The 22,927-nt window shown below is 73.8% G+C and carries 23 protein-coding genes; 15 read left to right on the top strand and 8 right to left on the bottom strand.

Features of this window, described 5'->3' with window-relative positions:
* Nucleotides 1–5 precede the first annotated feature (5 nt).
* From C229_RS0100785 to C229_RS0100760, 6 genes are read left to right on the top strand one after another with little or no spacing between them, the layout of a single operon-like run.
* Nucleotides 6–848 (top strand): resuscitation-promoting factor, encoded by an 843-nt coding sequence (locus C229_RS0100785; RefSeq protein WP_240487033.1) that lies wholly within the window; start codon nt 6–8, stop codon nt 846–848.
* Between the two features lie 18 nt (nt 849–866).
* Nucleotides 867–1,826, top strand: a complete 960-nt coding sequence (gene rsmA / locus C229_RS0100780; protein WP_018653175.1) for a 16S rRNA (adenine(1518)-N(6)/adenine(1519)-N(6))-dimethyltransferase RsmA — start codon at nt 867–869, stop codon at nt 1,824–1,826.
* Nucleotides 1,750–2,820 carry a glycoside hydrolase family 26 protein gene (locus C229_RS0100775; RefSeq protein ID WP_155884518.1) on the top strand — a complete coding sequence of 357 codons (1,071 nt, stop codon included), beginning with the start codon at nt 1,750–1,752 and terminating at the stop codon, nt 2,818–2,820. Before rsmA ends, C229_RS0100775 begins: the two co-directional genes overlap by 77 nt.
* Nucleotides 2,821–2,839: 19 nt before the next feature.
* Nucleotides 2,840–3,796, top strand: a complete 957-nt coding sequence (locus C229_RS0100770; RefSeq protein WP_033423880.1) for a 4-(cytidine 5'-diphospho)-2-C-methyl-D-erythritol kinase — start codon at nt 2,840–2,842, stop codon at nt 3,794–3,796.
* Nucleotides 3,797–3,809: 13 nt separating this feature from the next.
* Nucleotides 3,810–4,001, top strand: coding sequence for a hypothetical protein (locus C229_RS0100765; protein ID WP_018653172.1), 192 nt, complete (start codon nt 3,810–3,812; stop codon nt 3,999–4,001).
* Between the two features lie 22 nt (nt 4,002–4,023).
* Nucleotides 4,024–5,793 (top strand): ABC-F family ATP-binding cassette domain-containing protein, encoded by a 1,770-nt coding sequence (locus C229_RS0100760; protein ID WP_018653171.1) that lies wholly within the window; start codon nt 4,024–4,026, stop codon nt 5,791–5,793.
* A gap of 6 nt (nt 5,794–5,799) precedes the next feature.
* Here C229_RS0100760 and C229_RS0100755 read toward each other — a convergent pair whose 3' ends face one another.
* Nucleotides 5,800–6,417 (bottom strand): stage II sporulation protein M, encoded by a 618-nt coding sequence (locus C229_RS0100755; RefSeq protein WP_018653170.1) that lies wholly within the window; start codon nt 6,415–6,417, stop codon nt 5,800–5,802.
* 50 nt (nt 6,418–6,467) lie between these two features.
* Entirely contained in the window at nt 6,468–7,124 is a 657-nt protein-coding gene (locus C229_RS0100750) for a hypothetical protein (RefSeq protein ID WP_018653169.1), read from the bottom strand.
* Between the two features lie 91 nt (nt 7,125–7,215).
* Here C229_RS0100750 and C229_RS0100745 point away from each other — a divergent pair, with 91 nt between their 5' ends.
* On the top strand, nt 7,216–7,926 hold the full coding sequence (locus tag C229_RS0100745) for a MerR family transcriptional regulator (protein WP_018653168.1): 711 nt from the start codon (nt 7,216–7,218) through the stop codon (nt 7,924–7,926).
* Nucleotides 7,927–7,929: 3 nt separating this feature from the next.
* Here the strand turns inward: C229_RS0100745 and C229_RS0100740 are convergent, their stop codons facing one another.
* Nucleotides 7,930–8,424, bottom strand: coding sequence for a MarR family winged helix-turn-helix transcriptional regulator (locus C229_RS0100740; RefSeq protein WP_018653167.1), 495 nt, complete (start codon nt 8,422–8,424; stop codon nt 7,930–7,932).
* Nucleotides 8,425–8,500: 76 nt separating this feature from the next.
* Between C229_RS0100740 and C229_RS0100735 the strand changes: the two genes are divergently transcribed.
* Nucleotides 8,501–9,277, top strand: a complete 777-nt coding sequence (locus C229_RS0100735) for a trans-aconitate 2-methyltransferase (protein WP_033423879.1) — start codon at nt 8,501–8,503, stop codon at nt 9,275–9,277.
* A 155-nt stretch (nt 9,278–9,432) separates the two neighbouring features.
* Here the strand turns inward: C229_RS0100735 and C229_RS28935 are convergent, their stop codons facing one another.
* Entirely contained in the window at nt 9,433–10,959 is a 1,527-nt protein-coding gene (locus C229_RS28935) for a bifunctional NAD(P)/FAD-dependent oxidoreductase/class I SAM-dependent methyltransferase (RefSeq protein WP_018653165.1), read from the bottom strand.
* A gap of 65 nt (nt 10,960–11,024) precedes the next feature.
* On the opposite strand from C229_RS28935, the gene C229_RS0100725 reads away from it, so the two are divergent.
* Together C229_RS0100725 and C229_RS0100720 are read left to right on the top strand one after the other, a co-directional pair.
* Nucleotides 11,025–11,597 carry a helix-turn-helix domain-containing protein gene (locus C229_RS0100725; RefSeq protein ID WP_018653164.1) on the top strand — a complete coding sequence of 191 codons (573 nt, stop codon included), beginning with the start codon at nt 11,025–11,027 and terminating at the stop codon, nt 11,595–11,597.
* Nucleotides 11,598–11,614: 17 nt separating this feature from the next.
* Nucleotides 11,615–12,340, top strand: coding sequence for a maleylpyruvate isomerase family mycothiol-dependent enzyme (locus tag C229_RS0100720; protein ID WP_018653163.1), 726 nt, complete (start codon nt 11,615–11,617; stop codon nt 12,338–12,340).
* Between the two features lie 8 nt (nt 12,341–12,348).
* Here C229_RS0100720 and C229_RS0100715 read toward each other — a convergent pair whose 3' ends face one another.
* The 4 genes from C229_RS0100715 to C229_RS0100700 all read right to left on the bottom strand — a co-directional run bounded on the left by C229_RS0100715 (nt 12,349) and on the right by C229_RS0100700 (nt 16,481).
* Nucleotides 12,349–13,836 (bottom strand): sulfatase family protein, encoded by a 1,488-nt coding sequence (locus C229_RS0100715; RefSeq protein WP_018653162.1) that lies wholly within the window; start codon nt 13,834–13,836, stop codon nt 12,349–12,351.
* Nucleotides 13,836–14,933: a hypothetical protein gene (locus C229_RS0100710; protein ID WP_018653161.1), complete on the bottom strand. Its 1,098-nt coding sequence runs from the start codon at nt 14,931–14,933 to the stop codon at nt 13,836–13,838. The genes C229_RS0100715 and C229_RS0100710 overlap by 1 nt, the downstream gene beginning before the upstream one ends.
* A gap of 109 nt (nt 14,934–15,042) precedes the next feature.
* Entirely contained in the window at nt 15,043–15,621 is a 579-nt protein-coding gene (locus tag C229_RS0100705) for a TetR/AcrR family transcriptional regulator (RefSeq protein ID WP_018653160.1), read from the bottom strand.
* Nucleotides 15,622–15,668: 47 nt separating this feature from the next.
* Complete coding sequence (locus C229_RS0100700; RefSeq protein WP_018653159.1) at nt 15,669–16,481, bottom strand: crotonase/enoyl-CoA hydratase family protein; 813 nt, start codon at nt 16,479–16,481, stop codon at nt 15,669–15,671.
* A 140-nt stretch (nt 16,482–16,621) separates the two neighbouring features.
* Between C229_RS0100700 and C229_RS0100695 the strand changes: the two genes are divergently transcribed.
* The 5 genes from C229_RS0100695 to C229_RS0100675 are packed head-to-tail and all read left to right on the top strand — an operon-like array spanning nt 16,622 to nt 22,879.
* Nucleotides 16,622–18,187, top strand: a complete 1,566-nt coding sequence (locus C229_RS0100695) for an acyl-CoA synthetase (protein ID WP_018653158.1) — start codon at nt 16,622–16,624, stop codon at nt 18,185–18,187.
* Entirely contained in the window at nt 18,177–19,097 is a 921-nt protein-coding gene (locus C229_RS0100690; RefSeq protein WP_018653157.1) for a Zn-ribbon domain-containing OB-fold protein, read from the top strand. The genes C229_RS0100695 and C229_RS0100690 overlap by 11 nt, the downstream gene beginning before the upstream one ends.
* The gene (locus tag C229_RS0100685; RefSeq protein WP_018653156.1) at nt 19,094–20,134 is read left to right on the top strand and encodes a thiolase domain-containing protein; all 1,041 of its coding nucleotides are present in this window, start codon (nt 19,094–19,096) and stop codon (nt 20,132–20,134) included. The genes C229_RS0100690 and C229_RS0100685 overlap by 4 nt, the downstream gene beginning before the upstream one ends.
* The gene (locus tag C229_RS0100680; RefSeq protein WP_018653155.1) at nt 20,127–21,284 is read left to right on the top strand and encodes a thiolase domain-containing protein; all 1,158 of its coding nucleotides are present in this window, start codon (nt 20,127–20,129) and stop codon (nt 21,282–21,284) included. The genes C229_RS0100685 and C229_RS0100680 overlap by 8 nt, the downstream gene beginning before the upstream one ends.
* A 14-nt stretch (nt 21,285–21,298) precedes the next feature.
* The gene (locus C229_RS0100675) at nt 21,299–22,879 is read left to right on the top strand and encodes an acyl-CoA synthetase (RefSeq protein WP_018653154.1); all 1,581 of its coding nucleotides are present in this window, start codon (nt 21,299–21,301) and stop codon (nt 22,877–22,879) included.
* Nucleotides 22,880–22,927 lie beyond the last annotated feature (48 nt).

Genomic DNA, 22,927 nt, shown 5'->3' with positions numbered 1-22,927 from the left:
GGCGCGTGACACGGAAGACCACCTTGCGCCGTCCCACCACGACCCTCGTTCCGCGTGTGCTGCTGGCCGCCGCGCTCGTCGCCGGTACCGCCGGCGCGTGCGGCGGCGGCGACGAGCCCGCCAAGACGCGCCGCGCCGCCGACGCGCCCGCCGCCGACCCCGCCGCCGCGCCGAGCAGCCCCGCGCCCGAGCCGCGCCAGGTCGCGATCATCATCGACAGGAAGCGCACCGAGAAGACCGTCACCGGCACCACGGTCGCGCAGGTCCTCGACCAGGCGGGGGTGAAGCTCGGCAAGTACGACCTCGTCGAGCCCGCCAGGGACGAGCCCGCCGAAGCGAAGATCACGATCACCCGGCTGCTGTCCAAGCCCGTGGTCAAGGGCGTCCGCACGACGCTGCCGGTCGTGAAGAAGAAGGACAGGAAGCTGCCGCCCTTCTCGCAGAAGGAGGTGCGCGCGGGCAAGCCGGGGCTGACGATCGTCAAGACCGCCTGGGCCAAGCGCAAGGGCAAGAAGGTCAAGATCGTGCTGGCCGAGAAGGTGAAGCGCAAGCCCGTCGCGCAGATCCTCGCCATCGGGCCGTCGGCGGGCGGCGGCCCGGCGTCCGGGCTGAACTGGGCGGGCCTGGCCAAGTGCGAGTCCGGCGGGCGGCCCAATGCCGTCAACCCGGCCGGGTACTACGGGCTCTACCAGTTCTCGCTGCCCACGTGGCGGTCGGTCGGCGGCTCGGGCCTGCCCAGCCAGGCGCCCGCCGCCGAGCAGACCTACCGCGCCCAGCTCCTGTACAAGAAGGTCGGCGGGCGCTGGCAGGGCCAGTGGCCGCACTGCGGGAAGTTCCTGTTCTCCTGAGCTGGGACACTGGACGGCGTGGGGGAAACAGAGGCGCTGCTCGGTCCGTCCGACGTCCGTGAACTCGCCGCGGCGCTCGGCGTCCGGCCGACCAAGCAGCTCGGACAGAACTTCGTCATCGACGGCAACACGGTGCGGCGCATCGTGCGGGCCGCCGACGTCACCGGCGACGACGTCGTCCTGGAGGTCGGGCCGGGGCTCGGCTCGCTGACGCTGGCGCTGCTGCCGCACGTGCGGCGCGTCGTCGCCGTCGAGCTGGACGGCAGGCTAGCGGCGGCGCTGCCGGTCACCGTCGCCGCGCACGCGCCCGCGCTGGCCGATCGGCTGGAGGTCGTGCACGCCGACGCGCTGCGCGTCACCGAGCTGCCGGGCCCGCCGCCGACGGCGCTGGTCGCGAACCTGCCCTACAACGTGGCGGTGCCGGTGGTGCTGTCGCTGCTGGAGCGGTTCCCGTCGCTGCGCCGGGCGCTGGTGATGGTGCAGGCTGAGGTCGCCGACCGCATGACGGCCTCGCCGGGCGGGCGCATCTACGGCGTGCCGTCGGTGAAGCTCGCCTGGTACGGCGCCGCGCGGCGGGCGGGTGCGGTCGGGCGCGCGGTGTTCTGGCCCGCGCCCAACGTCGACTCGGGGCTCGTCGCGTTCACCCGGCACGATCCGCCGTCCACCACCGCGTCCCGGGCGGAGGTCTTCGCCGTGATCGACGCCGCGTTCGCGCAGCGGCGCAAGACGCTGCGGGCCGCGCTGGCGGGCTGGGCGGGGTCTCCGGCGGCGGCCGAGGAGGCGCTGCGCGCGGCCGGAGTGGACCCGCGCGCGCGGGGAGAATCCCTGGACGTGGCGTCATTCGCCAGAATTGCCCAGTATGGTCGCTCCGGCGTGGTCGATCGAGACGAGTCGGAGGACGATGGTGAAGCGGCTGACCCGGGGGACGGTCCCGGCGGGGATGCTGGCCCTGACGCTGCTGGGCGCGGGCTGCGCTAGCGGCGCGGACGCCGACCCGGAGATCACCACGACGACGCGTCCGGGCGTCGCGCCGACGCCGCCCGCCAAGGGCGCCTACTTCGGCGCCTGGGCCCCGCCCGAGTCGGACGCGCCCACCCCGAGCCCGTCGCAGACCCCCTCCACCGGCGGTCAGCCGCCCGTCGCCCCCGGCTACGGCGCCGGGCAGCCCGGCATGGCGCCCGTCGCCGAGCTGGAACGCAAGCTGGGCCGCCAGGTGGACATCGTCCACCGGTACCGGTCGTGGACGTCGCAGTTCCCCACCGCCGCCGACCGCGCGGTGCTCGACGGGCCCCGCCAGCTCCTGGTGTCGTGGGCGGGCGCCGACACCCGCGAGGTCGTCTCCGGGCGGCACGACCGGCTGATCCGCGACCGGGCGCGCGCCGTGAAGGCGGCGGGCCGTCCGATGTACATCCGGTGGATGCGCGACATGAACGGCCCCGGCAACGCGCACCGCATCCACGACGCGGCGACGTTCGTCGCGGCGTGGAAGCACGTCCGCGCGATCTTCGCGGCGGAGGGCGTCGCGAACGTGGCGTGGGTCTGGTGCCCGACGGCCGTCGGGTTCGGCGGTTCCGTGCCGTCGTTCTATCCCGGCGACGACCAGGTCGACTGGATCTGCGCGGGCGCGCTGCCGAGCGCCGCGAACGCCTACGTCGACCTGTCCGAGGGGCTGCGCCAGTTCTTCGAGTGGACCAAGGACCGCCCCAAGCCGCTCATGGTCGCCGAGGTCGGCGTGCCCCGGTCCTACGGCGACCGCCGTCCCGAGTGGTTCCGGCGCGCCGCCGAGACCCTCCAGCACCCCAAGGTCAAGGCCGTCGTCTACTTCAACTCCGACGAACGCGCCGAGGAGAGCCGCGACACCCGCCGCCGCTTCGCCGTGGACGACAACCCCAAGGCCGTCTCCGCACTCCGCGAACTGGCCACCCTCCCGTACTTCAACCCCCGCAACCTCCCCGTCACCCCGAGCCGCTGACCGGCACTAGGCTGGCGCGGTGACTGGTACGACGGTGCGGGTGCCCGCGAAGGTGAACCTTCAGCTCGCGGTGGGGCCCGTGCGCGACGACGGCTACCACGACCTGCTCAGCGTCTTTCACGCGGTCTCGCTGTTCGACGAGGTGACGGCCCTGCCCGCCGACGGGCTGCGCGTCACCTGCGCGGCGGCGCCGTCCGCGCAGGTCGCGATCGACCAGGTCCCGCTGGACGACGGCAACCTCGCCGCGCGCGCGGCGCGGCTGCTGGCCGCGCGGCTCGGCGTCGCGCCCCACGTCGCGCTGCACATCTCCAAGGCCATCCCGGTCGCGGGCGGCATGGCGGGCGGCAGCGCCGACGCCGCCGCCGCGCTGGTGGCGTGCGCGGAGCTGTGGGACGCCCGGCTGGAGCGCGCCGACCTCCTCGACCTCGGCGCCGACCTCGGCAGCGACGTCCCGTTCTCGCTGTTCGGCGGCACCGCCGTCGGCGTCGGACGCGGCGAACGGCTCACCGCCGTCCCCGCCGCGGGCACGTTCCACTGGGTGTTCGCGACGGCGGACGGCGGCCTGTCCACCCCCGCCGTCTACGCCGAGTGCGACCGGCTGCGCGCGGCGCTGGGCGAGCGCCCGGCGGTGCCCGCCGCGTCGGACGCGCTGCTCGCCGCGCTCGCGGCGGGCGACGCCCGCGCGCTCGGCACCGCGCTGAGCAACGACCTGCAACCGGCGGCGCTCATGCTGCGCCCCGCGCTGCGCCGCACGCTCGACGCGGGCACGGCGGCGGGCGCCCTCGGCGCGCTCGTGTCCGGTTCGGGGCCGACGTGCGCGTTCCTCGCGGAATCGGACGGGCACGCCGCCGAACTGGCCGCCGTGCTGGTGCAGGCGGGCGTCGCGCGCGCGGCCGTCCGGGCGACCGGCGATGTTCCCGGCGCGGAGGTGGTGCGCACCGCGCCGCAGACGGTAGGAAGAACCACGCTCCCCTAGCAGGAGGCCGCCCATGAGCCTGATCGTCCTGATCGTGGCGATCGTCGCGCTGGCGCTGTTCGGCGGCGTCATCGCGCTGATCATCAGTCTGGCCGTCTACCACGCCCGCAACCCCAAGGGACGCGCCGCGCCGCGCCCGCCGGGCGGGCCGGGGCGCGAGCCGTCCCACGACTACTCGCCGCCCGGACACGACTGGAACCCCTGAGCGCCGGTAGCCTGGGGGCGTCGTGAACCTGATCAATGTTGAGAGCATCTCCAAGGCGTACGGGCCCCAGCCGCTGCTCGACGGCGTCTCCCTCGGGCTCGACGAGGGCGACCGCGTCGGCGTCGTCGGCCGCAACGGCGGCGGGAAGAGCACGCTCGTGCAGATCCTCGCCCGCTCCGTCGAGCCCGATTCCGGCCGCGTCACGCACACGCGCGGGCTGCGGATGGGGTTCCTCACCCAGCGCGACGCGTTCCCCGAGGGCGCCACGGTGCGGTCCGTCGTCCTGGGCGACCGCGCCGAGCACGAGTGGGCGGGCGACGGACGCGTCCGCGACGTGCTCGCCGGGCTGCTCGGTGACCTCGCGCTCGACGCGCCGCTGGCCGGAATGTCCGGCGGGGAGCGGCGCCGCGTCGCGCTCGCGCGGCTGCTCGTCCCCGAGTCCGACCTGCTCGCGCTCGACGAGCCCACCAACCACCTCGACATCGAGGCCATCGACTGGCTCGCCCGGCACCTCAAGGGCCGCCGGGTGGCGCTGCTGATCGTCACGCACGACCGGTGGTTCCTCGACGAGGTCACCGACCGCACCTGGGAGGTCGTGGACGGCGGCGTCGAACGCTACGAGGGCGGCTACTCGGCGTTCGTCCTGGCCAAGGCCGAGCGGTCGCGCATCGCCGCCGCCACCGAGGCCAAGCGGCAGAACCTGCTGCGCAAGGAGCTGGCGTGGCTGCGGCGCGGCCCGCAGGCGCGCACGTCCAAGCCGAAGTTCCGGGTGGACGCCGCGCAGGCCCTCATCGCGGACGAGCCGCCGCCCCGCGACCAGGTCGAGCTGACCCGCTTCGCTACGGCCCGGCTCGGCAAGACCGTCTTCGACCTTGAGGACGTCACGGTCGAGGCGGGCGAGCACACGCTGTTCGAGCACCTGACGTGGCAGCTCGGCCCCGGCGACCGCATCGGGCTCGTCGGCGTCAACGGCAGCGGCAAGAGCACGCTGCTGCGCCTGCTCGACGGCGACGTCCTCCCGGTGCGCGGCAAGGTGGTGCGCGGCCGGACGGTGCAGCTCGCCCACCTCTCCCAGAACCTGGAGGATCTGGACCCCGAGCGGCGCGTGCTGGAGTCGGTGGAGGAGATCCGCCGCCGCATCACCGTCGGCAAGCGCGAGTGGACGGCGAGCCAGCTCCTGGAACGGCTCGGCTTCCCCGGCGACCGCCAGTGGACGCCCGTCGGCGACCTGTCCGGCGGTGAACGCCGCCGCCTCCAGGTGCTCCGGCTGCTCATGGGCGAACCGAACGTCCTGCTGCTGGACGAGCCCACCAACGACCTCGACATCGAGACGCTGACCGAGCTGGAGGACCTGCTCGACGGCTGGCCGGGCACGCTCGTCGTCGTCAGCCACGACCGCTACTTCCTGGAGCGCATCACCGACCGCGTCGCCGCCCTGCTCGGTGACGGCCGCGTCGCGATGCTGCCCGGCGGCGTCGACGAGTACCTGTCCCGGCGCGCCGCCGGACGCGCCCCGACCCGCACGTCCGCCGCCGCGACGGCCCCCGCCCCGGCGCCCGCCGCCGCCAAGGCGAAGGGCAACCAGGACTGGAAGGCCCGCAAGGAACTGGACCGTCTCGAACGGCGCCTGGAGAAGCTGGCCCAGCAGCAGGCCAGGCTGCACGAGCGGCTCGCCGCCCACGCCACCGACTACGCCCGCCTCCAGGAACTCGACACCGAGCTGAAGGCCCTCCAGTCCGAGGCCGCCGAGGTCGAGGAGCAGTGGCTCATGCTCGCCGAGGACGTCGGCTGACACCCCTCATCCCCGGACCAGCGGCGGCACCAGGTAGGCCAGCTCGACGGCCTCGTAGATCGCGCCGATGACGAACAGGACCAGGGCGGGCAGGCTGAGCCGGCCGATCTGGCGCAGGCCCCAGAGATAGCCCCGGCGCCGGTTCTCCGCGCCGACCGACCTCGGGCGCACCCACGCCTTGCCGAGCAGGTACGCGCCGAGCAGGACGAGGACGTACGCCTGGAACTCGATCAGGATCGTCAGCGAATGCGGGATCATCGTCTTCGCCTTGTCCTCGTCCACCGGGGCCAGCGTCAGCCCGAAGGTGAAGGCCCGGTAGGCGAACACGGCGATCCCCGCGAACGGGACGATCATCGACGGCAGGACGATCGAGCCCGCGGCGGCGGTGAACACGTTGATCGCGAAGATCATCAGGGCGAACAGCGCCGGGTTGCCGAGCAGTTCGCCGACGCGGTCGGTGGTGCCGTCGTCGTCCATCCCGGCGGTCCGCGCCTCATGCAGGTCGGGGAAGGCCAGCGCGGCCACCATCCCGACGACGAACAACCCGTACATCAGCGCGTTCAGGCCGATATAGGCGCGCAGGTTCGCGCGGACGATCCGCAGGGGCTGCCGGAAAAAGCGCATGACGAGGAAAACTCCAGAGTCGGGAACGAGGAAAAGGTGGGGGAGCGCGCTCAGTTGGCGCCGTCGAGGAACGCGTTGAAACGCAGCCGCGTCGCGCGTTCGACGCCCCCCATCGAGGCGAGCAGCGCGAGAACGGCGTTGAGCCAGCCGGGCACGTCGAACGGCGAGGTGAAGGTGCCGACGCGCTCGGCCACCGGCGGGATGCGGGACAGCGGCTCGACGATCTGCGGAATGATCAGCGCGAGCGGCACCAGGAGCAGCAGCACCGACAGCACGCCGATGAACCGGCTCAGCGCCGGGCGCTCGCGGCTGAGCCGGGCGCGGCGTCCCTCGGCGGAGCGCGGGTCCGGCACGAGCTGGCGTTCGGTGCCGTCCTCGGTCAGGTAATGGCAGCGCTTGAGCCCGAAAGGCGTGGGTAGGACGTCGATCACTCCGCCCGGCACGGGAAAGGTCGCGGGAAGCGTGGACTCGGCGTGATGGCGTCCGTTGAGGTAGAGATGGGCCTTGCCGTGGCCGTCGGACGTGACGAAGCGCTGCCAGTAGGGCACGTCGACGGAGTAGCGCGCTGGGGAACCGTCGGCGGCGCGCAGGTCGAGATGGAACAGCGCGCGGGAGAGCTGCTGCCGCCCCCGGAAGGGCTTGAGCGGGCGCCCGTCGCCGTCCTTGACCTTCTGCTCGCGTTTGCGGCGCTTGCGTTCCGTGAACATCGTCGTGGCTCCGGGTGGGTCGGCGGGGGATTCCGGCGGGCTCCCACCCATTGCACGGTCTGCCCCCGGGGCAGGGTCAAGGAGGTCCCGCATGGCCTGGAGTACCCAGCAGCTCGCCGACCTGGCCGGTACGACGGTGAAGGCGATCCGCTACTACCACGAGATCGAGCTGCTGGACGTCCCGGAACGCAGGCTGAACGGGTACAAGCAGTACGAGGTCAGGCATCTGGTCCGGCTGCTCCAGATCCGGCGGCTGAGCGACCTCGGCATCCCGCCGTCGGAGATGGCGGCGATGGCCCGCGCCGACGCCGAGCCCGACGAGGCGATCCGCGTCCTGGACGCCGAGCTGGAGGCGACGATCGCCCGGCTCACCCGCGTCCGCGCGGAACTCGGCATCCTGCTGCAACACCGCGCCCCGGCCTACACCCCGCCCGCGTTCGCGCCCGTCTCGCGGGACCTCACCCCCCGGCAGCGCGCCCTGCTCATGGTCTACTCGACCGTCCTCAGCGAAAGCTCGCTGGAGAAGTTCCGCGAACAGCTCGCCGACCCGCACGAGACGGACGAGGAGTTCGAGGCGCTGCCCGCCGACGCCGACGACGCCGCGATCGACGCCCTGGTGGAGCGGATGCTGCCGGTGCTCGTCGAGGCGCGCACCAAGGACCCGTGGTCGCAGAATCCGGCCGCCGACTCCCCGGTCGGGGCCGAACAGGCCGAGCGGACCATGGCCGAGGCGATGGCGCAGCTCTACAACCCCGCGCAGCGCGAGGTGCTCAAGCGCCTGAACGCGCGGCTGGCCGGGTGACGGTCAGCTCTCGTCGTCGAACGGGATGAGCAGCGTGCGCAGCAGGGACGCGAGGGTGGCGCGGTCGGGCGGGGCGAGCGCGTCGAGGATGGCGTGCTCGCGGGCGAGCAGGTCGGCGAAGGCGGCGTCGACGCGGGTGAGCCCCTTGCCGGTGAGCCGGACGAGGACGCCGCGCTTGTCGGCCGGGTCGGGGTGGCGTTCGACGAGCCCGGCGGCGGCCAGCCGGTCGATGCGGTTGGTCATCGTGCCGGACGTGACGAGGGTGGCGCGCAGCAGCCGTCCGGGGCTGAGCTGGTAGGGGTCGCCGGCGCGGCGCAGCGCGGTGAGGACGTCGAACTCCCACGGCTCCAGCTCGTGGGCGACGAAGACCGCGCGGCGGGCACGGTCCAGGTGCCGGGCGAGGCGGGACACGCGGCTGAGGACGTGCAGCGGCAGCACGTCGAGGTCGGGGCGCTCCTTCTCCCAGGCCACGACCAGCCGGTCCACCTCGTCTCGCATGGCGACCAGCCTACCTCTCTCGATGTCGAGACGACTTTCTTGACATCAAGATAAGGGACCGGCATCATGTGTCTTGATGTCGAGACAAGCCGTGTGGGACCCCGCCCGGTACGGGACCTACTCCGCCGAGCGCGCCCGGCCGTTCGCCGAGCTGCTCGCCCGCGTGCCCGCGTCCGACGTCCGCCGCGCCACCGACCTCGGCTGCGGCACCGGAGCCCTCACCGCCACCCTCGCCGAGCGCTGGCCGCTCGCGACGATCGACGGCCTCGACTCCTCGCCGGAGATGATCGCCGAGGCCCGTCCCGCCGGGCGGGTGCGGTTCCGCGTCGCCGACCTGACGTCCTGGGAGCCGGACGCCCCGCAGGACCTCATCGTCTCCAACGCCGCCCTGCACTGGATTCCCGGGCACACCGCGCTGCTGCCGCGCTGGGCCGCCGCGCTCGCCCCCGGCGGCGTGCTCGCCTTCCAGGTGCCCGGCAACTTCGCCGCCCCCAGCCACACGCTGCTGCGCGAGCTGTGCGCCGAACCCCGCTGGCGCGACCGCCTCGACGGCCTCCTGCCCGCCGCCCCCGTCCTGGACGCGGCCGGGTACCTGCGCCTGCTCACCGGCCACGGCCTCACCGTGGACGCGTGGGAGACCACGTACGCCCACCTGCTCCCCGGCCCCGACCCGGTGCTGGAGTGGACGACGGGCAGCACGCTGCGTCCCGTCCTCGCGGCGCTCGACGCCGCCGACCGGGACGCGTTCCGCGCGTCCTACGCCGCCGCGCTCCGCGCCGCGTACCCGCCGGGCCCGCACGGCACGGTGTTCCCCTTCCGGCGCGTGTTCGTGGTCGCCCGCGCCGGCCCCTAGACCGGATGCCGCCCCCGCGCGCGGAACGCGACTCGTTCCCCTGCGGTGTGCCGACCGCGACGCGGTGGGCGGCGTCCAGAGATACCCCGGACTCGCAACCCGAGCCCGGCGACCCCACCGGTGGCCGCCCGGAAGAACTCCGAGCGGCCACCGGCTCACGTCGTGCGGGTGAGTTTGACGATGGTGTCGGGGCGGTCGGAGCCCTCGCGGGCCACGGTCTCGGCGCGTTCTACGCGCCAGGTCGCCGGGTCGGGGTTCAGGTGGGTGATGATCTGTTCCGGGGTCGGCAGGTCGGCGTGGGTGTGGGCGGCGCCGTGGTCGCCGGGGGCGTGGCCGATGATCAGCAGGGTGCCGGACGGGGCGACGGCGTCGGCCGCCGCGCGCAGCACGCGGCGCGACTCCAGGCCGAGCGGGGAGTGCAGGAACGACGCGGTGACCAGATCGAAGCTGCCGCCCGGGAAGTCCTCCTCCAGGTCGCAGTGCCGCCACTCGACGCGGTCGGCGACGCCCGCGCTGTCGGCGTGGTCGGCGGCGCGCGCGAGCGCCAGCGGCGAGACGTCCACGCCGGTCACCCGCCAGCCCTGGCCCGCGAGCCAGATCGCGTCGCCGCCCTCGCCGCTGCCCAGGTCGAGCGCCGTGCCGGGCTTCAGGTCGCAGACCTCCGCGACGAGCGAGGCGTTCGGGTCGCCGCTCCAGATCCGGTCGCGCTCGCGGTACAGGCCGTCCCAGTAGCCCTCGGCGGTGCGGCTCTCGACCGCGCGGCGCGTCTCCTCCTCGATCAGGTCGGCGTTGATCGCGGCGCCCGCGAGCATCCCCGCCGCCGCCGACGGCGCCACCTGCGCGGTCAGGTCGGTGACGTTGCCCGCCGCCCACACGCCGCGCACGCTCGTCGCGCCCGCCGCGTCCACCTTGACGTGGTTGCCGAGCACGATCCCGTTCCGTTCGCTCTCGGTGACCTCCAGCCCGAGCGACGCGGCGAGGGCCAGGTCGGCCTGCGGACGCGGGCCGACGACGAGCGCGTCGCACGCGACGGACCGCCCGTCCGCCATCCGCACCCCGGTGAGACGGTCCGCGTCGACCTCCAGCGCGGCGGCGGTGCCGTCCACGACCGTGATCCCGCGCGCCAGCACCTTCTCCATCTCGTCCGCGCCCGGCTGCTCGCACGTGTGCAGGAACAGCGTCACGTCCGGCGTCCACTGCCGCCACAGCAACGCCTGGTGCAGGCCCATCGGGCCGGTGGCCAGCACCCCGATCCGCCGGTCGCGGACCTCCCAGCCGTGGCAGTACGGGCAGTGCAGCACGTCGCGGCCCCAGCGTCCGGCGACGCCGGCGACGTCGGGCAGCTCGTCGGTGACGCCGGTGGCGAGCAGCAGACGGCGCGAGCGATGGAACGTTCCGTCGTCCAGCCCGACCCGGAACGCGGCGCCGACCGGCTCCGCCGACGTCACCGACGCCTCCGCGATCTCGCCGCCGTACCGGCGGACCTCCTCCCGGCCGGTCGCCAGCAGCTCGGCGGGCGAGGCGCCGTCGCGGCCGAGGAAACCGTGCAGGTGGGCGGACGGCGCGTTGCGCGGCCGTCCGGCGTCCACCACGAGGACGGAGCGGCGGGCGCGGCCGAGCGCGGTCGCGCCGCTCAGCCCGGCGGCGCCGCCGCCGATCACGATCACGTCATAGAAGGTCATGGGTGCAGCCTCCGCGATGCCGGGCCGGATGGCAAACATCCTTGCCGAGATGGCAAACTCACGGCATGAGCGATGACGTCCTCGCCGCCGTCGGCCCCCGCCTGCGCGCCCTGCGCCAGTCCCGCGACGTGACGCTCACCGCCCTGTCGGAGACGACGGGGATCTCGGTGAGCACGCTGTCGCGGCTGGAATCGGGGCAGCGCAAGCCGACGCTGGAACTGCTGCTGCCGCTGGCCCGCGCCCACCGCGTCCAGCTCGACGAACTCGTGGGCGCGCCCGCCACCGGCGACCCGCGCGTGCACGCGCGGCCGTTCGAGCGCAACGGGCAGACGTTCATCCCGCTGACCCGCGACATGGGCGGTCTGCGGGCCTACAAGCAGATCATCCCGCCGTACTCGCGCGAGTTCGAGCCCCGCGTCCACGAGGGCTACGAGTGGATGTACGTGCTGTCGGGGCGCATCCGGCTCGTCCTCGGTGAGCACGACATCGAACTCGCGCCCGGCGAGGCCGCCGAGTTCGACACCCGCGTCCCGCACGCGTTCGGCGCCGCCGGGGACGAGCCCGCCGAGATCCTGTCGATCTTCGGGTTGCAGGGGGAGCGGATGCACGTCCGGGCCCGCCCCCGCCGCGCCGATTGACCGGTTACCGTACCGGAATGGACGTCTTCGACGATCTCGCCGCCGAGCACGCCCTTCTCGACGCCGTCCTCGGCGCGCTGACCGACCGCGAGTGGGCGGCGCCCTCGGCGGCCGACGGCTGGAGCGTCACCGACGTCGTCCTGCACCTCGCGCAGACCGAGGAACTGGTGCTCGCGTCCGTCACCGGCGACGACGACCGCTTCACACGCGACGCCACCCCGCTCGACGCCGTGATGGACGCCGCCGTCGCCGCCGAGCGCGGCGCGGCGCCCGCCGACGTCCTGGACCGCTGGCGCACCGCGAGCCGCCAGTCCCTCGGCGCGCTGCGCTCGTGCGCGCCGAGCGCCCGGCTCGCCTGGGCCGCCGCCCCGCTGTCCCCGCGCACCCTCGCGACGACCCGGCTGGCCGAGCACTGGACGCACGCCCTCGACATCGCCGGGCCCCTCGGCATCGCCTACCCCGACACGTCCCGGCTCCGGCACGTCGCCTGGCTCGCCCACCGCACCCTGCCCTACGCGTTCGCCCTGGCCGGACGCGACGCCGGACCCGTCCGCTGCGAACTGACCGCCCCGGACGGCGCCCCGCACGTCTTCGGCGCCGACGCCCCCTCGGTCGTACGCGGGCCACTGGGCGACTTCTGCCGCGTCGCCGCCCGCCGCCTCACCGTCGAGGACTCCGCCCTCACCGCCGAAGGCCCCGACGGCGAAGCCGCCCTCCACACCGTCCGCACCTACGCCGCCTGAACCCCCGGTCAGGGGGCGCGGTTCTCGGTGGTCCGGCAGGTCGCTCCGGTGCAGTGGCGCAGGGCGGCGAGCCAGTGGGCGAGGGCGGGTTCGGACGGGTCGCCGGTTCCGGCGAGGTTGTCGAGCTGGTGGGGGTCGGTGGTGGTGTCGTACAGCTCGCGTTCGCCCGTCGCGTACGACAGGTAGACGTGGCGTTCGGTGCGGATGCCGGTGAAGTCCGGCAGGTAGAAGTTCGGGCGGGTGTCCGGGGTGTACGGGCGGTGGGGCGTGCTCGGGGTGGCCGGGTGGGTGTTGCGGGCCGGGCCGTGTTCGAGGAGGAACGCCCGGCGCCAGGCGAGGGGCGCGGGGCCGGTCAGCAGGGGGCGGAGGGAGCGGCCGTCCGTCCCGGGCGGAACGGGGGCGCCCGCCAGGTCGAGGAACGTCGGCGCCAGGTCGGTGTTGCCCGCCAGGGCGGAGACCCTGCGGCCCGCCGGGACGCCGGGGCCGCGCACCAGGAACGGGACGCGGACGTCCGTCTCGTAGCCGGTGTTCTTGCCCGGCGGCATCCGGCGCTCGCCCAGGTGGAAGCCGTTGTCGGAGGTGACGACGACGTAGGTGTCGTCCAGGCGGCCGGTGTCGCGCAGGGCCGCGACGACGCGCTCGACCAGGTCGTCCAGGGCGGCGACGGACCGGGCGCGGGCGCGGAACAGCGCGTCCCACCGGGCCGACTCCGCCGCCGTGACGCGCGGCAGCCGCCGGACCTCGGCCGGGGCGTGCGGGATCGCCGCGCCGTACGCGGGGGAGCGGGGCGCCCGCAGGCCCGGGTACAGGTGCGCGTGGCGCGGGGCCGGGACGGCCGGGGGGTGCGGGACGACCGGGGTGACGAGTGCGAAGAACGGGCGTTCGTCCCGGTCGGTGACGAACGCCCGGGTCCGGGCGGCGAGGACGTCCGTGAGGTACGTCGTCCGGGACGGCGGATCGTGGACGAGCGCGCCGTCCACGTTGAGCGTGTAGTCGAAGCCCCGGAACGGATGCCCCGCGACCGGGCTGACCCACGTGTCCCAGCCGGGCGGCACGTAGGTGCGCGGCACGCCCGCGACCTGCTCGGGGTAGCCGTTGAGGTACTTGCCGAACAGGCCCGTCCGGTATCCGGCGGCGCGCAGCCGGGGCGCGAGCGAGGAACGTTCGCCCCGTTCGTCGTAGAACTCCCGGAAGCCGCCGTTCGGCGGGTTGTTACTCCAGACGCCGGTGTTGTGCGCGTACCGCCCGGTCAGCGTCGTCGCCCGGGACGGGCAGCACCAGGCGAGGTTGACGTAGTAGCGGTCGAACGCCGTGCCGCGCGCGGTGACGTGCTCGGCCGTCTTCGGCAGGTACGGCAGCAGGGCCGTGTCGAGGTCGTCGGCCATGATCATGACGATGTTCGGACGGCGCGGCTCCGGCGGCTGCGAGGCGGCCGGGACGCCGGTGACGCAGCCGGTGAGCAGGAGCAGGCAGGCCAGCAGGGGAGGGACGCGCACTACCGGCGGACCCAGCGGCGCTGGCGCGGCATGGCCTGCCGGGGCGCGTAGCGGTCGCGGTCGGTGACGGCGAGGACGGCCGCGGCGGCGGCCTCGGCGAGGTCGTGCTCGCCCGCCGGGACGAGCGTGTCGCGCCCGGGGTCGTAGCGCAGTTCGCCGGGATCACCGAGGACGCGGGCGCCGGAATCCCGCAGCCCCGCGATGTCCTCGTCGGACCAGCGGGCGACCAGGGCGGCCGACGCCTCGGGAACGCCGGGCCGGGGCCCGATCGCGCCGCCGCGCAGGATGATCTCGGTGCGCAGGGCGCGGGCGGACTCCTCGTCCCAGCCGTCCTCCGCGAGCCGCGCGTTGAGCCGCACCATGATCTGCGCCTGGGCGAGGCGGAGGCTCTCGTGGGTGCGGCGGCGCAGCACGCCGTCCGGGACGGTGACGCCGGAGGCGCCGACGGCGGCGGCGAACCGCGTCCACAGCAGGTCGTGCGGGCCGCCGCCGTGCACGACGACGGTCACCCGCTCGGGCCCGACGACGGCCGCCCACCGCCGGACGAGCCCGCCGAGCGCGAACGCGCGCCACAGGTGCAGTTCGTGCTCCTCCTCGATCGCCTCGGCGCCGAGGGCGCGCTGCCGGGCGAGGACGGTGAGGTACCGGGGCAGGCTGGTGGTGCGGCCGTTGCGGACGTGCTGCTGCCACAGCGACGGCAGCGTGCGGCCGAGCGGCCGCGCGGTGATGACGATCTCCGGCGGCGGTCCGCCGAGTTCGTCGACGATCCGCCGCACGGCGTCGGCCCGCACGACCGACAGCGCCTCGGCGGACAGCAGGACGGTCCCGTCGCAGTCCCGCACCCGCTCCGCGAGCCGGTCCCATTTGCGCCGTTCGTGCGCCGCCCGCGTCGCGGAGACCCAGGGGAACTCGGTGCCGAGCAGCCCGTAGAAGGCCCGCTCGTGGTTCTCGATCGCGTCGGGCAGGTACTCGCGCAGCGACGGCGGATAGCTGATCCCCGCCGCCTCCAGCGCACCGGCGCACCGGCCGAGTACGTCCTGAAGGTGCGTGGTCCCCGACTTCTGCTGACCGATGTGCAGGATCACCTTCGCGGCCACGACTACGTCCCACCCCAGCTCGAAACGACGAGATCGCTCCGAACCTAGCGACCCCGAAACCGCCGGTCAGCCGCGTTCGGTGAAGGTTGTCCGCCTGTTCACGCCCGTGTCAGCCGACCGGCTGCGCGGTGGCGGCGGCGATGAGGTGGCGGGCCGTGGTGTGCGCCCGGTCGACGGCGTCCTCGACGGTGCCGAGGGAGTGGGTGCTGATGGCGCCTTCGTAGACGAGCAGGAGCTGGTCGGTGAGCAGGTCGGGGTCGGCGGCGGTGGTGGCGCCGGCCAGGGCGCGGACGGTGTCGCGCAGGTCGCGCTTGTAGGAGGTGACCAGGGTGCGGGCCGGGTGGTCGGGGTCGGCCAGTTCGGCCATCGCGTTGACGAAGGAGCAGCCCCGGAAGCGGGAGAAGGACGTCGCCCAGCCGCGCAGCGCGTCGAAGACGGCGAGCAGGCGGGCGCCCGGGTCGTCGCCCGCGTCCTTGACGCACTGGTCGAGGCGGGCCTGCCAGCGGACCTCGCGCCCCTCCAGGTAGGCGAGGATCAGGTTCTCCTTGCTGCCGAAGTGCTTGTAGAAGGTCATCCGCGCCACTCCGGCGGTGTCGATGACGCGGTCGACGCCGGTGGCGTTGATGCCCTGCGTGTAGAAGAGGTCGTCGGCGGCGTTCAGGATGCGGCGGCGCGGGGAGGTGTCCATGCCGTTGACTGTACAGACCGTTCTATCTTCTGTCTAGAACGTTCTGTCTACCTGCCGTGGAAGACCGCCGGACGCTTCTCCTTGAAGGCGCGCGAGCCCTCCTTGGCGTCCTCCGAGCCGATGACGGGCCAGCCCAGCTCGTCGGAGACCTTCAGGGCGTCGGCCTCGGCCAGGTGCTCGGTCTCCCGGTAGGTGCGCAGGATCGCCTGGACGGCCAGCGGCCCGCACGCGGCCACCTGGTCGGCCAGCTCGCGCGCGGCGGCGAGGGCCGTCCCCGGCGGGACGACCCGGTTGACCAGCCCCATCTCCAGGGCCTCGCCGGGCGTCACCGACCGCGCCGTCAGCAGGACGTCCATCGCTGCGGCGTAACCGATCTGCCGGGGGAGCCGGATCGCCGCGCCGCCCATCGGGAACAGCCCGCGCCTCGCCTCGTAGAGGCCGAGCGTCGCGTCCTCGGCGACGACGCGCAGGTCGGTGCCGATGAGGAGTTCGGTGCCGCCCGCGACCGCGTACCCCTCGATCGCGGCGATCAGCGGCTTGGTCGGACGGCCGTCGCGGAGCAGGCCCTTCCAGTGGAAGTCGGGAATGCGCCGCATGCGCTCTTGGACCTCGGGGTCGGTCGGCGGCGTGCCCATCGCCTTGAGGTCGGCGCCCGCGCAGAACTGGCCGCCGGCGCCGGTGAGGATGCCGACCCGCACCTCCGGCGTGTCCGACATGTACTGCCAGGCGCTCGCCAGGCCCACGAGCATCGCGGAGCTGAGCGCGTTGCGCGCCTCGGGCCGGTCCAGCGTGACGACGACGACCGCGCCGTCCCGCTCGACCGCGCAGTGCTCCGTGCTGATCGGCAGCCGCTCCGCCATGGTCCCTCCCGCGATCGGAAACGAGAACGGATTCTAGTTAGTTCGGCCGCTCACGAACAGGGGTTGATTGCCAAAACGAGAACGTGATCTACTTTGGCCTCCGGGAAGCGTGATGTGACGGTGATCACCGAGGAGCGCGCATGGGGTCGTTGGGGTTCTGGCGCCTGGCACAGGCCGATCCGGACTGGACCGCCGCCGTCGATCCGGACGGCACCGAGCACCGCGCGAGCGATCTGCTGGCCCGCGCCAACCGCCTCGTCCACGGGCTGCGCGCCCTGGGCCTGGAGAAGGGCGACAGCGTCTGCGGGCTCGTCCCGAACGGGACGGACGGCCTCGTCCTCTACCTGGCCGCCCTCCAGGCGGGCTGGTACTACACGCCGATCAACTGGCACCTGGCCCCGCCCGAGATCGGGTACATCGTCGCGGACAGCGAGGCCAGGGCGTTCTTCGTGCACGCCCGGCACGCCGTCGACGGCCGCGCCGCCGCCGAACTGTCCGGCATCGAGCCGCACCGCGTCTTCGGCCTCGGGGGCGCCGAGGGGCTCCGCGACGTCGCCGGACTCACCGACGGCCACTCCGACGCGCTGCCGGACGACCGCAGCAACGGCGCCACGATGCACTACACGTCCGGCACGACCGGTCGTCCCAAGGGCGTCAAGCGCCGCCTCGCGGGCATCGACCCCGACGACGGCGCCGAACTGCTGACGTTCCTGCTCACCCTCTTCGAGATCGAGCCGGGTAGCCCGGCGGGCCGGGCCCCGCAGGCGCACCTGGTGACGTCTCCGAACTACCACACGGCCGTCACCCAGTTCGGCGGGACGGCCCTGCACATGGGCCACACCCTCGTCTACGCCGACCAGTGGGACGCCGAGGACTGCCTGCGCCTGATCGAGCGGTACGCGATCACCAACACGCACATGGTCCCGACGCACTTCAAGCGCCTGCTCGGCCTCCCCGACGAGGTCAGGCGCCGCTACGACGTCTCGTCCATGACCCAGGCGATCCACGCGGCGGCGCCCTGCCCGGTCCCGATCAAGCACGCGATGCTCGACTGGTGGGGCGACTGCATCTGGGAGTACTACGCCGCCACCGAGGGCGGCGGCACGATCGCGAGCCCGCGCGAGTGGCGCGAGCATCCGGGCACGGTCGGCCGGGCGTGGCCGATCAGCGAACTGCTCCTGGTCGACGACGACGGTGAGCCGGTCGCCACCGGCGAGACCGGCACGATCTACATGAAGATGGCCGGCGTCGAGTTCGAGTACAAGGGCGACCCCGCCAAGACGCGGGACTCGCGCCTCAAGGACTTCTTCACCGTCGGAGACGTCGGCCACCTCACCGAGGACGGCTTCCTGTTCCTGTCCGACCGCAAGTCCGACATGATCATCTCGGGCGGCGCGAACATCTACCCCGCCGAGATCGAGAACGAGATCACCCTGCACCCCGGCGTCGCGGACGTCGCCGTCTTCGGCATCCCCGACGACGACTGGGGCGAGCAGATCAAGGCCGTCGTCGAACCGGCCCCCGGCGTCGCGCCCGGCGCGGAGCTGGAGGCGAGCATCCTCGCCTTCCTCGACGGGCGGCTGGCCCGGATGAAGTGGCCGCGCTCGTTCGACTACACCGACGCCATGCCCCGCGAACCCAACGGCAAGCTGCTCAAACGCAAGCTGCGCGACCCGTACTGGAAGGACCGCGACCGTGGCATCTGAGCCGAACCACGTCCTGGAGTTCCCCGGCGGCTACACGCGCTCGGTCGGCCCGGTCATCGGCCGGTTCCTGAGCGAGCTGCGCGACGGCCGCATCGTCGGGGTCAGGACGGCCGGCGGACGGGTGCTGGTGCCGCCCGCCGAGTACGACCCCGACACCGGCGAGGACACCACCCGCGAGTTCGTCGAGGTCGGCCCGGCCGGGACGGTCACGACGTGGGCGTGGGTGCCCGAACCGCGTCCGGGGCATCCGCTGGACCGTCCGTTCGCGTGGGCGCTGATCCGCCCGGACGGCGCCGACACCGCGCTGCTGCACGCCCTGGACGTCGGTGACCACGCCGAGCCGCCGCGCCTGCTGAAGACGGGCCTGCGCGTCCGCCCGAAGTGGCGGGCCGAGCGCACCGGCGGCATCGGCGACATCGAGTGCTTCCGGCCCGAGGTCACGATGATCACGGCGCCGACGCGGCTGGAGTACCGGCTGCGGGGCGGCCGGGCGCTGGACCGGTTCCTGGAGGGCATCGAGCAGGGGAAGATCATCGGCCACCGCTGCGACGTCTGCGGCCAGGTGATCGTCCCGATGAAGGGCCTGTGCCCCAAGGACGGCGTGCCGACGACCCAGGAGGTCGAACTCCCCGACACCGGGACGGTCACGACGTTCGCCGTGAACAACCTGCCCGACCCCCGCGCGCCCGAGGTCCCGTTCGTCTCGGCGTACATCCTGCTGGACGGCGCGGGCCTGACGATGCTCACGCTCGTCGCCGGGCTGCCCGCCGACCAGGTCCGCATGGGCATGCGGGTCAGGGCGGCGTGGCGGCCCCGCGCGGAGTGGACGCGCGCGATGTCCAACATCAAGTGGTTCGAGCCGCTCGACGAGCCCGACGTCCCGTTCGACGACATCAAGGACTACCTGTGACGCCACCGATCGCCGTCGTCGCGTTCGTCCAGACGACGCACACCGGCCACGACACGGGCCTCTCCGAGACCGAGCTGCTGGCCCCCGTCATCACCGAGATCAAGGAGCGCACCGGCCGGAAGCGGTTCGGCTTCACCTGCTCGGGCTCCAACGACTACCTGGCGGGCGCGCCGTTCTCGTTCGTGGCCGCGCTGGACGCGGTCGGCGCGTGGCCGCCGATCGCCGAGAGCCACGTCGAGATGGACGCCGCGTGGGCGCTGTACGAGGCGTGGGTGAAGCTGCTGTCGGGCGAGACCGACACCGCGCTCGTCTACGGGTTCGGCAAGACCTCGCAGGTCGACACGGCCGAGATGCTGACCGTGCAGCTCGACCCGTACCACCTGGTGCCGCTCGGCGTGGACGGGGTGTCGCTCGCGGCGCTCCAGGCCCGCGCGTACCTGGAGCGGTCGGGTGCCGAGGAGGACGACCTGACGGCCGTCGCCGCCCGGTCCCGCGCCGCCGGGCGCGCCAACCCGTACGCGCTCGACCTGCCCGAACCGTCCGACGACGCCTACGCCGTGGCGCCGCTGCGCGCGAGCGACCTGCCGCCCGTCACCGACGGCGCGGCGGCGATCGTCCTGGCGTCCGGCGACGCGGCCCGCGACCTGTGCGAACGGCCCGCCTGGATCACCGGGTTCGACCACCGCGCCGACCCGCACTCGCCCGGCGCCCGCGACCTGTCCCGGTCGGCGTCGGCGCGGCTGGCGGGGGAGAGGGCGGGCGCGGCGGGCGTGCAGGTGGCCGAGCTGCACGCGCGGTTCACCCATGAGGAGCTGATCCTGCGCGAGGCGCTCGGGCTCGGTGACGACGTGACCGTCAACCCGTCCGGCGGGCCGCTGGCCGCCGACCCCATGATGGCGACCGGCCTGATCCGCATCGGTGAGGCCGCCGCCCGCGTCCACGACGGCACCGCGACCCGCGTGCTCGGGCACGCCGCGTCCGGGCCGTGCCTGCAACAGAACCTCGTCTGCGTCCTCTCGGGAGACCACGATGGCTGAACGGTGCGCGGTGATCGGCGTCGGCCAGACCGCCTACAGGACGCGCCGCCCCGACGTGTCCGTGCCCGGCCTGCTCCGCGAGGCGGCGGCGCGGGCGCTGGAGGACGCCGGGCTGACCTGGACGGACATCGACGCCGTCGTCATCGGCAAGGCGCCCGACCTGTTCGAGGGCATGACGCACCCCGAGGCGTACCTGGCCGACGCGCTCGGCGCCGCCGGGAAACCGATCATGCGGGTGCACACGGCCGGGTCGGTCGGCGGCTCGACGGCGCTCGTCGCGGCGAGCCTGGTGCGCGGCGGCGTCCATGACCGGGTGCTGACGATCGCCTACGAGAAGCAGAGCGAGTCGAACGCGACGTGGGCGCTGACGGTGAACACGCCGTTCACGACGTCGCTGGTCGTCGGCGCGGGCGGCTACTTCGCGCCGCACATCCGCGCGTACATGCGGCGGTCGGGCGCGCCGGACCACGTCGGGACGCTCGTCGCGGTGAAGGACCGCGAGAACGCGCTGAAGAACCCGTACGCGCACCTGAAGATCCCCGGCATCTCGCGGGAGATGGTCGAGGCGACGCCGATGCTGTGGGAGCCGATCCGGTACCTGGAGACGTGCCCGTCGTCGGACGGCGCGTGCGCGATGGTGCTGGCGTCCGAGAGCGCCGCGCGCAGGGCCCCGCGTCCGGCGGCGTGGGTGCACGGCACCGCGATGCGGTCCGAGCCGATCTTCTTCGCGGGCCGCGACACCGTCAGCCCGCAGGGCGGCAAGGACTGCGCGGCCGACGTGTACCGGCAGGCGGGCATCACCGACCCGCGCGCCGAACTCGACTGCGCCGAGGTGTACGTCCCCTTCTCCTGGTACGAGCCGATGTGGCTGGAGAACCTGGGGTTCTGCGGCGAGGGCGAGGGCTGGAAGCTCACCGAGTCGGGCGCGACCGCGCTCACCGGCGACATTCCGTGGAACCCGTCCGGCGGCGTGCTGTCGTCGAACCCGATCGGGGCGTCGGGGATGATCCGCTTCGCCGAGGCGGCGCTCCAGGTGCGCGGGATGGCGGGGGAGCACCAGGTGGACGGCGCGCGCCGCGCCCTCGGGCACGCCTACGGCGGCGGGGCCCAGTTCTTCGCGATGTGGATCGTCGGAAGCGACCGCCCCTGACCGAAAGGCCCCCGATGGAGTTCAACCACGCCGACCTGTTCGAGGCGATCGCGGACGCGATCGGGGACCGGACCGCGCTGGTCTGCGGCGACGCGCGGCTCACCTACGCCGAGCTGGACGCGCACGCCAACCGGCTCGCGCACCACCTGGCGTCGGCCGGGGTGGAAGCGGGGCGGCACGTGGCGATCCAGCTCTACAACGGCGTCGAGTACGCGGCGGCGCTGCTGGCCGCGCTCAAGATCCGGGCCGTGCCGGTCAACGTGAACTACCGGTACGTCGAGGGCGAACTGCGGTACCTGCTGCGCGACTCGGGGGCCGTCGCGCTGCTGTACGACGTGGAGTTCGACGCGCGCGTCGCGGCCGTCGCGCCGCAGGCGCCGGAGCTGCGGCACCTGCTCGCCGTCGGCGGCGCCTCGACGGTGCCCGGAGCGGTGCCGTACGCGGACGCGCTCGCCGCGCGGCCCGCCACGCGCGGCTTCGCGCCGCGCTCGGGCACCGACACCTACATCGTCTACACCGGCGGCACGACCGGGATGCCCAAGGGCGTGCTGTGGGACGTCGAGCAACTGCTGAAGGCGTTCTGGAACCCGACGTTCCCGCGTCCGGACCGGCCCGAGGACGTCGTCGCGCAGGCCGTCGCGGGCGGCCCGATGGTGATGATGCCGGTGGCGCCGCTGATGCACGGCGCCGCGCAGATGGCCACGTGGATCGCCTGGTGGATGGGCGCGACGCTCGTCTACACGCGGCGGTTCGACGCGGCCGAGGTGTGGCGGACGATCGCCCGCGAGGGCGTCAACTCGCTCACCGTCACCGGCGACGCGATGGCGATCCCGATGGCCGACGAGCTGGCGGCGGGCGACTACGACACCTCGTCGCTGCTGGCGTTCGTGTCGACCGGCGCGATCTTCACCGGCACCGTCCGCGACCGCGTCCAGGAACTGCTGCCGAACGCGATGGTCCTGGACCGGTTCGGCTCGACCGAGTCGGGCTCGACCGCCGCGGCCGTGCCGGGGTCGTCGCCGGAGAAGGGGCTGCGGTTCGCGCCCGACGTCGAGAACGTCACCGTGCTGGACGACGCGCTGCGTCCCGTCGAGCCCGGCTCGGGCGTCCTCGGGCAGGTCGCCCGCAGCGGACACATCGCGCGCGGCTACCACAACGACCCCGAGAAGACGGCCCGGACGTTCCCCGAGGTGGACGGCCGCCGCTGGCTGCTCACCGGCGACATCGCGACCGTCGAGGCCGACGGGTCGATCGCGGTGTTCGGACGCGGCTCGCAGACGATCAACACCGGCGGGGAGAAGGTGTTCCCCGAGGAGATCGAGGCCGTCCTGAAAGGCCACCCGGACGTGTACGACGCCGTCGTCACCGGCCTGCCCGACCCGCGCTGGGGGTCGCGCGTCGCGGCCGTCGTGCAGCCGGTCGCGGCGGCGCCCGATCCGGCCGAGCTGGACGCGCACTGCCGCCGCGAACTCTCGGGCTACAAGGTGCCGCGCACGTACGCGTTCGTGCCGGAGATGCGGCGCTCTCCGGCGGGCAAGGCCGACTACCGCTGGGCCAGGGAGATCGCGGGCAAGTCCGAAAAGGAGCGAACCTGACCGGTCGTCCCAGCGTCGACTACCGTCGAACTCCCTTCGACGAAAGAG

The organism is Actinomadura flavalba DSM 45200, assembly GCF_000374305.1.
In the GTDB taxonomy this organism is placed as follows: Bacteria; Actinomycetota; Actinomycetes; order Streptosporangiales; family Streptosporangiaceae; genus Spirillospora; species Spirillospora flavalba.
The sequence above is the reverse complement of the archived record's forward strand: the minus strand, read 5'-3'. Positions and strand labels throughout refer to the sequence as shown.

Excerpts from the sequence above, each read along its gene's own strand:
- C229_RS0100775 (WP_155884518.1), top strand. The coding sequence starts at position 1,750 with ATGGTGAAGCGGCTGACCCGGGGGACGGTCCCGGCGGGGATGCTGGCC.
- C229_RS0100765 (WP_018653172.1), top strand. The coding sequence starts at position 3,810 with ATGAGCCTGATCGTCCTGATCGTGGCGATCGTCGCGCTGGCGCTGTTC.
- C229_RS0100755 (WP_018653170.1), bottom strand. The coding sequence starts at position 6,417 with ATGCGCTTTTTCCGGCAGCCCCTGCGGATCGTCCGCGCGAACCTGCGC.
- C229_RS0100750 (WP_018653169.1), bottom strand. The coding sequence starts at position 7,124 with ATGTTCACGGAACGCAAGCGCCGCAAACGCGAGCAGAAGGTCAAGGAC.
- C229_RS0100745 (WP_018653168.1), top strand. The coding sequence starts at position 7,216 with ATGGCCTGGAGTACCCAGCAGCTCGCCGACCTGGCCGGTACGACGGTG.
- C229_RS0100740 (WP_018653167.1), bottom strand. The coding sequence starts at position 8,424 with ATGCGAGACGAGGTGGACCGGCTGGTCGTGGCCTGGGAGAAGGAGCGC.
- C229_RS0100735 (WP_033423879.1), top strand. The coding sequence starts at position 8,501 with ATGTCGAGACAAGCCGTGTGGGACCCCGCCCGGTACGGGACCTACTCC.
- C229_RS28935 (WP_018653165.1), bottom strand. The coding sequence starts at position 10,959 with ATGACCTTCTATGACGTGATCGTGATCGGCGGCGGCGCCGCCGGGCTG.
- C229_RS0100725 (WP_018653164.1), top strand. The coding sequence starts at position 11,025 with ATGAGCGATGACGTCCTCGCCGCCGTCGGCCCCCGCCTGCGCGCCCTG.
- C229_RS0100720 (WP_018653163.1), top strand. The coding sequence starts at position 11,615 with ATGGACGTCTTCGACGATCTCGCCGCCGAGCACGCCCTTCTCGACGCC.
- C229_RS0100705 (WP_018653160.1), bottom strand. The coding sequence starts at position 15,621 with ATGGACACCTCCCCGCGCCGCCGCATCCTGAACGCCGCCGACGACCTC.
- C229_RS0100700 (WP_018653159.1), bottom strand. The coding sequence starts at position 16,481 with ATGGCGGAGCGGCTGCCGATCAGCACGGAGCACTGCGCGGTCGAGCGG.
- C229_RS0100695 (WP_018653158.1), top strand. The coding sequence starts at position 16,622 with ATGGGGTCGTTGGGGTTCTGGCGCCTGGCACAGGCCGATCCGGACTGG.
- C229_RS0100680 (WP_018653155.1), top strand. The coding sequence starts at position 20,127 with ATGGCTGAACGGTGCGCGGTGATCGGCGTCGGCCAGACCGCCTACAGG.
- C229_RS0100675 (WP_018653154.1), top strand. The coding sequence starts at position 21,299 with ATGGAGTTCAACCACGCCGACCTGTTCGAGGCGATCGCGGACGCGATC.